7 protein-coding genes are annotated in these 11,980 nt (G+C 42.4%); all 7 read left to right on the plus strand.

The annotated features are described in order from the left end of the window. Positions 1 to 55: 55 nt before the first annotated feature. The gene (locus tag G3569_RS05605) at positions 56 to 7,687 is read left to right on the plus strand and encodes a DUF2341 domain-containing protein (RefSeq protein WP_165266922.1); all 7,632 of its coding nucleotides are present in this window, start codon (positions 56 to 58) and stop codon (positions 7,685 to 7,687) included. A 198-nt stretch (positions 7,688 to 7,885) separates the two neighbouring features. After that, positions 7,886 to 8,305, plus strand: a complete 420-nt coding sequence (locus G3569_RS05610) for a hypothetical protein (protein ID WP_165266924.1) — start codon at positions 7,886 to 7,888, stop codon at positions 8,303 to 8,305. Between the two features lie 16 nt (positions 8,306 to 8,321). Beyond that, positions 8,322 to 8,897, plus strand: a complete 576-nt coding sequence (locus G3569_RS05615) for a hypothetical protein (protein WP_165266926.1) — start codon at positions 8,322 to 8,324, stop codon at positions 8,895 to 8,897. An 18-nt stretch (positions 8,898 to 8,915) separates the two neighbouring features. Then, positions 8,916 to 10,217, plus strand: coding sequence for a DUF4900 domain-containing protein (locus G3569_RS05620; protein ID WP_165266928.1), 1,302 nt, complete (start codon positions 8,916 to 8,918; stop codon positions 10,215 to 10,217). A 39-nt stretch (positions 10,218 to 10,256) separates the two neighbouring features. Then, the gene (locus G3569_RS05625; RefSeq protein ID WP_165266930.1) at positions 10,257 to 10,658 is read left to right on the plus strand and encodes a hypothetical protein; all 402 of its coding nucleotides are present in this window, start codon (positions 10,257 to 10,259) and stop codon (positions 10,656 to 10,658) included. Between the two features lie 106 nt (positions 10,659 to 10,764). Then, positions 10,765 to 11,328: a type IV pilus modification PilV family protein gene (locus tag G3569_RS05630; protein ID WP_165266932.1), complete on the plus strand. Its 564-nt coding sequence runs from the start codon at positions 10,765 to 10,767 to the stop codon at positions 11,326 to 11,328. Between the two features lie 14 nt (positions 11,329 to 11,342). After that, entirely contained in the window at positions 11,343 to 11,969 is a 627-nt protein-coding gene (locus G3569_RS05635) for a hypothetical protein (protein ID WP_165266934.1), read from the plus strand. The last annotated feature ends 11 nt before the right edge of the window (positions 11,970 to 11,980 follow it).

Below are 11,980 nucleotides of genomic sequence, written 5' to 3' on the forward strand. Positions count from 1 at the left end.
CTCTGTTCTTTATATTAGTTACTAAATATACATATCAGGCCTATTACTTTCGTTGATGCAAATAAACAACAGTTTATACCAACGGTATTGGAATCATCTACTTTCTGGAACCCTGCTATTCTTTTTCATCCTATTTTTGGGTGAAACAGTTTTAGCACAATTTAATAACGGATACAACTTTCGAAAACGTATCCAGATCAACGATTCACAGGTTTCCGGCACACAGCCTCTCTCAAACTTTCCTACCCTCGTTAATATCACCAATACTGATTTAAGATCCGCAGCCAATGGGGGGTTCGTTGAAAACGGCAATGGTTTTGATATTATCTTTACCGCCGACGATGGGAGCACCCAACTGAATCATCAGCTGGAATCGTATGACGCTACGACCGGTGAAATAACCGCCTGGGTACAAGTTCCTGCTCTCGCAGCACAAAACAATACTTATATCTATGTCTATTATGGAAACACCAGTGTAAGTACAGATCCTTCGGTACCAACAACCTGGGATTCCAACTATCAAATGGTACAACATTTTAATAACAGTTTTCTGGATGCAACTGCTAATAACAACGACGGAACAAATAATGGCACTACCGATATAGCCGGTCAAATTTTGCGCGCCCGTGATTTTAATGGTTCTAACAATTTTGTTGAAGTTGGTGATGATCCATCCTTATCTATTACAAATCAGATTACGATTTCAATGTGGGTATATGGGGATACCTTCTCTAACACCCCGGACCTAGTAACAAAAGGGGATTACACCCAATCATATTCAACATGGATACGCAGCCAAGAAACTGTACGTTTTGCAATTAACAACAACTTTTTCACTAGTAATAGCACTATCAATGTAGGAACCTGGAATTACTTAACCTTTACCTACGACCAAAACCAGTGGAATATCTTTATTGATGGAGCCCAAGACGCCACTGGTAACTATACTGCCCCCATCAATGACCCCAATAACACCCCGCTCTTTATATCAACTGGCCCCCCTCCCAATGATTATCCCCTGGATGGACGCATAGACGAAGTTCGAATCTCAAACACGGCTCGTTCAGCGGATTGGATCGCCACCGAATACAATAACCAAAATAATCCGGGTAGTTTTCTCTCACTTGTTAACGACCCTTCGGAATTAAGTAATATTGAAAACCTGGCCAAAGCCTATAATGTAGGCTCTCCTCCCATTAATATTACATCAACATTGACCGTAGATGATTATGATGATGCCACTATACAAAGTGCAACCGTCCAGATAACCACGAATTATGCTACAAATGATGTGCTGGCATTTAGTGATCAAAATGGGATCACCGGCTCCTGGAATTCAGGATCGGGCACACTAACCCTCAGCGGAAATGCTACCCCGGCCGAATATGAAGCAGCATTACGTTCGGTAACTTTTGAAAACAGCAGTAGCTCACCCAGTCAGTCGCCCCGCACCATTGAGTTTAAAGTAAATGACGGTACTGATGATAGTAACGTGCAGAGCAGGCAAATCTACATCCCTTCTATTAATGATCTGTCAGCTGATATTAATAATGTTGTATTTCACTTTTCTGCATTAGATGTAGATGGAGATCTAGACACAAATGACCAACCTGCTGACAACACGTCCATAACCCCTTGGTCCGACCGATCTGTAAGTGCCGCCGGCAGTACCGATCTCTCTTTCAGCAACGGGACATCAGCCGAACAGGCATTATTTTTTGATAACAGTGCAGCAATGGGCGAGCGGGGAGGCTTACTGTACGACGGTACCGATGATTCGTATACCCGCAGTTCAGATAGTGAAATAAACATAGGTAACTTTAATCAAAAGTCATTCGCTGCAGTTTTTAGAACCGGTAACGACATATCAAGTGATCAGGTTATTTACGAGCAGGGAACCACAAATCGAGGGTACCTGATAGGGATATTTAATGGCCACCTCTATACTTATGCCTGGAACCACAACGGTTGGTCTGCCGGAGAACAGGATAAATCAATAGATTTGGGCCAAGTACAGCCCTATACCAGTTATATCGTTATTGCCAGCCACGATGCTACTGCAGGCTCACTGTCGAACCGAACTTGGTCGGCCAATGTTAACGGAGGCACAATCCAGGTTTTAAATAATACCGATATCCAACAATCTCATAATAGTGCTCCTGAAATAGCTGCCTCCAATGGAGCCTTAGACCCTGTAAATTTTCAGAGCGTAACTGGGGCAAACTTTGACGGCTACATAGCAGAATTTGTCTCTTGGAATCAATCACTTTCCAACGCTCTTTTTTCGGAAGTATTCAACATTCTCGACCAGCGATGGAGTAACGAAGCTCCTCAGCTTTCCAATATCGAAAGTAGCAGTGTCAGTTACACCGAGGGAGACCCGGCTACTTCTCTCACATCAACAATTACAATATCCGATAATGATAATACTGTACTTGACAGTGCCCGCGTTGTCATAAGCAACAACTTTGTGTCCTCCGAAGACGTCCTTTCTTTTACCGATGCCAATGGCATAACAGGCACCTACAACAGTTCCACCGGGGAACTGTTTCTAAGCGGTACCAGTTCACTCAGCAATTACCAGGCGGCATTGCAATCTATTACCTATGAAAATACGAATAATGTTGATCCCGCTACCAATAGCCGTACAATAAGTTTTACCGTATACGACTGGGACGACCCAAGCAATACCCTGACCAGAGACATTACCATCACCCCGATAAACAGCCTGCCCTCGCTAAGTAATATCGAGACTACTACCCTTACCTATACCGAAGGCGATGGAAATACTCCGGTAACCTCCTCTATTACAGTTAGTGATACGGACAACAGTTCCATGCAAAGTGCCACCATCCAAATTACCGCCAACTATTCGCAGGGAGAAGACCTCTTGGATTTTGTGGATGCAAACGGAATCACCAGCAGCTGGAACAGTTCAACAGGCACCCTTACTCTTTCAGGCAGTGCATCAACAGCTGATTACCAAACAGCATTACGAAATGTAACCTACAATAACCTGAGCGCAGTTCCATCCACCGACAATCGCACCGTCACCTTTACGGTAAATGATGGACTTGATCCAAGCAACAGTCAAAATCGTACCATATCAATAACCCCTACCAACGACATACCTGTACTTAACAATTTAGAATCAACGCTTCTTCAAGTTAAAGCCAGTGATCCGCCTGAACAAATCACCTCTGCTATTACCGTTGAGGATGCCGATGACCAAGATATTGAAAGTGCTACTATCCAGATATCTAACAACTACCTAAGCAGCGAAGACCAGCTCAACTTTACCGACATCCTGGGTATCAGTGGCAGCTGGAACTCCAGCACCGGTACGCTCACACTCACGGGAACTTCGAGCTTGAGTAACTATACCACAGCTTTGCGTTCCATAACGTATGATAATACCGCTTCGACCCCCTCTCCGGCAACACGTACCATTAGTTTTACCGTTAACGATGGGGATGCAAACAGCAGTACCGTAAGCCGAGATATCGCACTAAGTGCCGTGCGTTCCATTTCTGGATTACAGCTTTGGCTCAAAGGAGATGCCGGTGTTACTCTTAGTGGAAGTGATGTTACTACCTGGGAAGATCAAAGTGGAAATACCCGCCACTTCTCCTCTGCAGCAGCCTCTAACAAGCCCCAGTATGCTACCAATATAACCTCGCTTAATAATCAATCAGCTATTGAATTTGATGGCGGCGGCGACTTCCTTGAAGATGCTGACGGAGAAGCTTACATCAATGGACTAACAGAATATACCCTTTTCTTCGTTATCCAATCCGACCAAACCAATGTAAATCGCGGTTTTTGGGATACAGAAGACCCGGACAATCGAGATGAGGTTTTTACTATTCGATATGATGCAGCAGGTGCTAATGCCGGAGCTAACGATCTCATAAAAGCCGGTATTCTGGGTAACAGCCCCGACAACCAACTTGAAAGTTTTTCTGACATCCAAACCACCCAGGGGCAGATACTCTCCTATGACTGGAAAAGCAATGAAGAATACAACCTGGTCGTGGATGGGGTTCTCAATAATCCCAGCGCCATTAGTTCTCCCCCCACTGGTACTTTATCTAATGCTACCAAAGTGCTGGTTGGCCAAGGAGCTAAAGACGGAGCATCCCAAAGCTGGGATGGATATATCGCTGAAGTTATTTTATACGATCGTTTTTTAAGTGAAAACGAACGCGAATCCATAGAAGATTACTTGTCCGAGAAGTATAATATTTCTATCCGATTAATAGGCAAAGCTACCGGTGGCGAAAATATATCTGCCGACACTTATAGCTCGGGTACATATACCTCACTCTCGGGACCACGCCTGCGAGAAGATTTTCGAGGCGAACTCACCCAGGGTAATACCATTGTCTTTGAAGCACCCAGTGGGTTTGAATGGGATACCGGCGGTTCTAGCCCAAGCGTTAGCATCCAACCGGCCTATGGCAACAGTACTAACCTGGATATCTCTTTTACCAGCCGTACAGCCCAGCAAATTACCTTTACGGTAGACGCAGAGTCAAACTCACCCAGCAAACCCGGCGAGGCTCTATTCAGCGGGTTACGTATACGACCAACTACAGGTACCCTGCCCAATTCCGGTACTATTACCAACAGCGGCAGCACAGGGCCCGGGGGCACTACCAATTATGGAAACATCATTATGGTGCCTGGTGCCCCGGCATTACTAAATTATGTACAGTCTCCAACCGATAGTCCTGTCAATCAAGCAATTTCACCGGCTATTGCCATAGAAGTAACCGACCAGTTTGGTAATACCATTGAACAAAGTGGTACCAATATTTCAATTACACTAAGTTCGGGAGCAGGAAACCTCACAGGTACTACCACCCAAGCAACCAATGCTAATGGTCTTGTCTATTTTAATGATCTTAAAATAGATCAAACAGGTACAAAAAAATTAACCGTAAATTCTTCCGGTCTTCCGAACAATGAAAGCAGTGCTTTCGACATCAATATGCCGGGCGCCCTGGCAAGTTTTGAGATTGAAAAAGTTGGAGGCGGCATAATTCCACCACAAACAGCCGGCACTTCATTTGATATTAAGATATCCGCTATTGACGGTACCGGTTCTGTTGATACTGACTTTAACGGAAGTGTAGATATCTCTTCCAGCGGTATGTTAAGTGATGGCGGAGGCACCACCCCGTCATTTACAAATGGAGTACTCTCTTCACACGCTATTACAATCTCCAACACCGGAGACTTTACCATCACAGCCACGAACTCCAATGGCAGTGAAAATGGTACCAGCAACTCATTTACCGTTAATGCCGGTGCTGCCAACAAAACAACATCACTAATCTCAGCCAGCCCCACCTATATAGCTAATGATGGATCTTCAACATCAACCATAACCGTACAACTACGAGACTCTGAAGGAAATAACTTGCAATCCGGTGGCGAAAACGTTTCCCTTTCTACAAATGCCGGTTCGCTGGGCAGCGTCACCGATAATAGTGATGGCACATACACAGCTACTCTTACTTCGTCCACTAATAACGAAACAGCAACCATCACCGGAACCCTCAATAGCGAAACCATTACTGATAATGAAGAGGTAACCTTTACCCAATTTGATGCCATCTGGGAAGGAACACTGGGGGGCGACCCTTCAGCTGAACAATGGAGTAATGGGGCAAACTGGAACACAGGTACTGTTCCTCAAACCGGTGATGCGGTGCTAGTTCCTGCAGATCCTGCTGTCGGTAACCTGTACCCGGTAATTCAGAGTGCAGACCAGACCGTCAACGTATTGATTATTGAAAATGGAGCTGATGTAAGCGTTGGCGGCGGACAAACACTCACAGTAAATGACGATTTAAGTGGAGGCGGCGATATAAATGGAAGTAACAGTGCTAATCTTGAGGTCGGCGGCGACCTTACAATCCAGGATCTGCAAATTGGTAATGTTCTGCTCAACGGAACTTCATTACAGCAGGTAGAAAACACCAACCAGTTTACAAATCTCGAGATCGATAATTCCAACAATGTTGAAGTCAATCAAAATATATTCGTAGACGGCACCCTCACCCTAACAGCCGGCAACCTTATTATACCATCAGGGTATAACTTAATTGCCAACGACCAATCGGTAACATCAGGTGCCCTTACATTTAAAAGAGCTCTCACAGGGGTCGAAGGTTGGCGTATGATATCCTCCCCGGTAGCCTCTACCTATAGCGACCTCCTCGACGGCACTATTACCCAGGGATACTCAGGAGCATTTTACGATGCCGATGTAGCTCCCCATGATACCCTTCAACCCAACGTGCTTTGGTATGACGAAACCCACCAAGGTACCGACAATCAGCGGTGGCGGGCCCCTGCCAGTGCATCCCAATCATTAACAGAAGCCAGAGGATTATTTGTTTACATTTTTGGGGATGTTCAAAACGATAGCCGCTACAACGAAGAATTGCCCGACACCCTCGAAGTTACAGGCACCGAATTCAATGGCAACGGAAGCGAAGTTGATTTCGGAATTACCTATACGGCTACGGCCGATACCGGTTGGAATTTAGTAGGTAACCCATATGGAGCCACTCTTGATTGGGATGAAAAAGCAACATGGACAAAAACCAATGTTAATCAAACTATTTATGTTTGGGATCCCAATGCTAATGGCGGCAATGGAAACTTTCTTACCTGGAACGGGCAAATTGGCTCACTCGGCAGCGGTCTCATTGCCCCATTCCAGGCATTCTGGGTTAAAGCCAGCGGCACCACTCCATCCTTGACAGTTTCAGAACAAAACAAAACAACAGATGGGATTTTCAGAAGGAAAGAACAAATACAAAACCCCCTGCCCAAACTCACTTTTAAACTTGAAGCCGAACAACTGCGAGGCATCCAGCAGAAAGTTTACATGATGTTTGATGATAATGCCAAACGTGGGCTGGATAAAAAAGATGGCTACCGTATGTTCCCCTTCGGGCAAAATTTTTTAGAGTTGTACTTTAAAAAAAGTAATGGGGCACAGCTTAGTATCGAAAATCTCCCCCGCGATTTTGACCACCGGTATGAACTAGCTATGCAAGTAGGTGGCATAACAGAAGGCAAACCACTAGACGGTAACCTTAGCCTATCCTGGCCAACAATAGAAAATATCCCGTCAGAATGGATGCTCAAACTAAAAGATAATCTGACCGGCAAAGAAGTTAACCTACGCAAACAATCGTTCTACTCTTTTCACCATCAGGGGCAGAACTCAAAACAAAAAGCGCGTATTGCCAAAAACGTTAATACCACCCCCGATAAGCCCATAGTACTGCTCGACCCTTTGGCACGTTCTAACAAGCCCATCTCAAAAGAAAAATCAACTGGTAATAACAGCCGCTTCACGTTGATAATTACCACAAAAGAAATTGAAGCAAAGATTCCCAGTAAATTCAAGCTCAAACAAAATTACCCCAATCCTTTTAATCCCGAAACAAAAATTGAGTTTGGATTACCCGAAAAAAGTAGAGCCACCATTGAGATATACGATATCTTGGGACGACGTATTGTTACCTTAGCAAGAGATAAAACATATCCCGCAGGATTTCATACCATTTCCTGGACCCCTAATAACCTGGCCAGCGGGGTCTACTTATACCGAATTCGTACAGAGCAACGTGCTATCACCAAAAAGATGACCTATATAAAATAATTTAATCTTTATTATTGACTTCTAATGAAGATTCTGTTCTAACAATGTTATAGTTAAATGTGGATTGGAGTCTACCATACCGCATGTACTAATAAACGTCTCGCTACATTTCTCTAAAAATTATGGGAAACTTTGTAACATCTTGCACGTTCACTACTCTTGTTAATAGGGACAGTCGTATAATCATCTACAGACAATATGAATGACTACTCTGATATAATATTTTTGATGGGAGCAATGATTGTATTTTCAATGCTCACTGTACAAACTTTTCATTTATTTCAAATGAACAACCAAGTAAAAATAAATGGAGAAGTAGAGTACAATGCTATTGCCGTTGCACAAGACCAGGTTGATAAATTACGGTGGGCTCGAAATGAAACCGAATTTGATACACTTAGATCCCAATATCCAAAAACGGTACGGGTACCTGTTCAAAACGAATCAATGAATTACAATGTAGGCATCGATGTAAATCAAACTACAATTCCGAACTCAAATGTTGATACGCGGAAGATTACTATTGAAGTAACAAATAAGTATATGAAAAACAGGCCCAATGCAGCTGACGGTTCTCGGTCTGTGAAACTAGAGTTTCTTAAAAGCTTTGAAAATTAAATAGGTTAATAAAACTATGAATGCCGGAATAACAACCAGTTTTATCGTTGGAGGCTTGCTTCTGTTGGCCATGCTACAGTTTAGTGGCAAGGTGTTCCAAAATTCTGCCGAAATCACCCTCGACATGAACAACAAGAACCAGGTCGTCACCATACGACATATGTTAGAGCACGATTTCAGTCGTATCGGTCTTGGTACGAACAGTAGTATAAATAGTTTTTCTCCCCCCAATAGAATTAACTTTACTGCAGATATTGCAGGGAATGGACCGCGAACTATTGTCTGGAACTTTCAAGAAAATGCACCTGTCAATAGTACTTCTAACCCAAATGACCGTAAACTAATACGAACAGGGCCTGTTGACAGCACTCCCGGTAATGCGAACACACAATTTGCAGTAGTTGATTTTTCTATTACTGCATTTAGTGATCATATTGGGAAAGATACTACTACAACTACAAACGATATTAAAAGCATTCTTGTGGAAGTCGTTTATGAATCACCTGAAGCTATTGCACGAGATGCTAATGAAGCGCATTATTCAAGATCTACCTGGCGTAAACTGTTTGTGCCTGGCAACTTAAATTTTTAATCCAATAATCCTACTGTTATGGGACGTGGACTTTTAATTTTAGTATCCGGATTTGTACTCATTGTTGGACTGGTCCAAAAATCTATATTAGATAGCCTGGAATATCTTCCAGAACGAACCACGGAGTACCACCAAGAGATGACCGCCCAAAATATATCCAGTAGCTTTATGGAATATGCTATTACAGAACTAGACAATGACCAAGACTGGGATAACGGGTTTTCATCTAATGACTACATGGGAGCTGAGGTCGACCTCTATGTATTTGATTATGATGACTTTACTTCCGGCCTACCCCCTATTGCACAAAATAACAGTATCCAAAATTGGGACGAATATACCATATTACTGGTTTCCAGGACAAAAACTGAACATGCAATAGCTATTACCGAAGCAGGAATCACAAAAGATGCCTTCTCAAGATATACCTACTTTACCGACGAAGAACCCAATAGCATCCGATTTTATGATGCTGATGTCTTTGACGGCCCCGTTCATACCAACGATACTATGCGCATTGCTGGTAACCCCACCTTCAGAGGAGAAGTAACGAGCCCATACCAGTGGATAGGTGATGATCAAAATAGTCATCCCAAACTTTTAGATGATCACAATTTTCATGCTAAAAAACGGGAAATGCCTTCCGAGAAAAACCTTGATCACCTCAAGAATAAAGGGCTAACTAATGGACTACGATTTGACAACCAAGAGGTATGGGTTGAATTTAAAAATGATGGGACCGTAGATATTAAAACTCGTAATACCGGCTCGTCACTTGGTGATGAAGAAAATTGGAGCTCTCCACAGAACTATGACCTACAGAACACTAATGGAGTTATCTCTTCTTCTGAAAAAGTATTTACCAAAGGTACGGTAAAAGGACAGGCTACGCTCCATTCTGAAAAAAATGTCGAAATAATGGGGGATATCTATTACAATACCGACCCGAGTCAAGACTCCACATCCACCGACCTCCTTGGTATTGTTAGTGAAGAGGAAGTAATTGTGGACTATGGAGCAGAAACAGATCATGGCACAAAAGATCTTGAAATAAATGCCTCCATAATGGCTTTGGGAAAGTCCTTTAAAGTTGAAGGACACGATTATGGCTCACCAAAGGGGACTCTAAAGTTAAATGGTGGTATCCAACAAATTATGCGGGGTCCAGTAGGCATGTTTAATCAATATGGAATCAGCTCCGGATTTAGTAAAGAATACTCATATGATGACCGCTTAGCCCGTTTAATTCCCCCCTTCTATCCCCGAGAAAGTGTATATTCAAAACTATACTGGCGAGAACGACCCTTAGAATACTTATAACTCTCACCTAACTATTTGAGATAAACCACTCTATACACGATGAAAAATACGTTATTCAAGTACCTATCATCTGTACTATTTCTTTTTATTACAATAGTTTTTACGGCAAATGCTCAAACGGAAGTTACTTTTAAACTCAACCTCCAGCCACAGCTTGAAGATAGTACATTTATTCCCGGGAGAGATAGAGTTTACCTAAAAGGAAACATCTTTCCCCTCTCAAATACCAAAAATACCTATCTCAAAGATGTAGCCCCCATCGACAGTGTTTATGAAACAACAGTCAATTTTTCAGCCCGTAATGATGGGAAAGCCCTGAAATATAACTTTTTTATTTATACCCCGGATAAACTAAAAAAAGAGCATCGAACGCGATCTTTAAAATTACAGGGAAAAAAAATGGAGTTGTCCCCCATCCACTTCGACTCCTTTGCCTGGTAGATTTTCCCTTATTTATTAATTCCTTCCTCTTGGCCTAAAATATAAATATGGAAATATTATAATTTTTTAATATTTTACATAGTACCTTATACTAAAGAAAAAAACTATGGTAGGTTACGGTGAGCTCTTACAGACAATGGGGGCAATGATCATTTTTTCGATGATTTTGCTCAGTGCAAACAGTATGATCCAGCGAAACACCCTAATTCAAGTTGAGGGTGAACTGGAGCAAGAAGTTATTGCCTTAGCTCAAGATATTATTGAAGAAGGGCGTACCAAAGAGTTTGATGAACGAAGCCAGGGAGCCGCCCCTCCTGCAAAAATTCCGGGTGATTTTTCCTCCCCTTCATCGCTGGGTACTGATGCTACAACAAATACTTCTGCAAATGTAGAAAATGATGATACCAACAGCGACGGAACTATAAAGCGCTCGGAGTTTGATGACTTTGACGATTATGATGGCTGGAAGGATGAAATCGAAACCGAACACGGGAAATTTAATATTGAAGCCAAAGTTTTTTACGCTGATCCCTCAACCTATGACTATTCCGGCTCGCGCACCACTTTCAAAAAAATGCAGGTTGAAATAACAAGTAAATTTTTAACAAACAGTTCTAACGAACGAACAGTTTACAAGCTGGAATATATAAGAAACTATTATGCTGATTAATTGAAGGGAGGTTTATGAATTTTGGTTTAATCACAAGCTATGTTGTAGGGGGTATTATCTTGATAGGTATTCTCTCAATGACCCTTTCTGTATCTAATAACTCCACGGAAATGACATTAACATCTGTTACACGGGAAAAAGCTTCAGGGATTGTAGAAATAATAGAACATGACATCCAAAAAATTGGGTACAACAGAACTGAAAAAACGGATCCCATTATTGTAGCTGCTGACAGTAACCTCATTCAATTTCGCAGTAATATTGACAACAGTACTGATAACTCTGTTGAATTGGTAACATGGCACTTTACCACAACCTCGATTACCAGCAGCAAAAATCCCAATGATTATATCTTAATGCGTTCTGTGAAAAACCTTAGTACGGGTACTATTGAAAACACCCCCATTAAATTGGGAGTTACCAATTTCAATATTAAATATCTGGATGAATACGGTGAACCCGTCAGTAATCACATGTCTACCCCCGTTACCGGATCGGATCTGGAGGAGATACGTCAACTCTACATACAGCTAATTGTTGAAAGTAAATCCAAGGTATATAAATTTAATAAAGACGACGGCAGATACGTAACAAGTATCTGGGAAAAACGTTTTTCACCCGGCAATTTGGAATCCAATTAAAAAAGAGGAGC

It is taken from the genome of Fodinibius halophilus (assembly GCF_011059105.1).
Lineage (GTDB): Bacteria > Bacteroidota > Rhodothermia > Balneolales > Balneolaceae > Fodinibius > Fodinibius halophilus.

Bases quoted from the DNA above. Each gene is read 5' to 3' on its own strand.
- G3569_RS05605 (WP_165266922.1), top strand. From the start codon at position 56: ATGCAAATAAACAACAGTTTATACCAACGGTATTGGAATCATCTACTT.
- G3569_RS05635 (WP_165266934.1), top strand. From the start codon at position 11,343: ATGAATTTTGGTTTAATCACAAGCTATGTTGTAGGGGGTATTATCTTG.
- G3569_RS05630 (WP_165266932.1), top strand. From the start codon at position 10,765: ATGGTAGGTTACGGTGAGCTCTTACAGACAATGGGGGCAATGATCATT.
- G3569_RS05615 (WP_165266926.1), top strand. From the start codon at position 8,322: ATGAATGCCGGAATAACAACCAGTTTTATCGTTGGAGGCTTGCTTCTG.
- G3569_RS05620 (WP_165266928.1), top strand. From the start codon at position 8,916: ATGGGACGTGGACTTTTAATTTTAGTATCCGGATTTGTACTCATTGTT.
- G3569_RS05610 (WP_165266924.1), top strand. From the start codon at position 7,886: ATGAATGACTACTCTGATATAATATTTTTGATGGGAGCAATGATTGTA.
- G3569_RS05625 (WP_165266930.1), top strand. From the start codon at position 10,257: ATGAAAAATACGTTATTCAAGTACCTATCATCTGTACTATTTCTTTTT.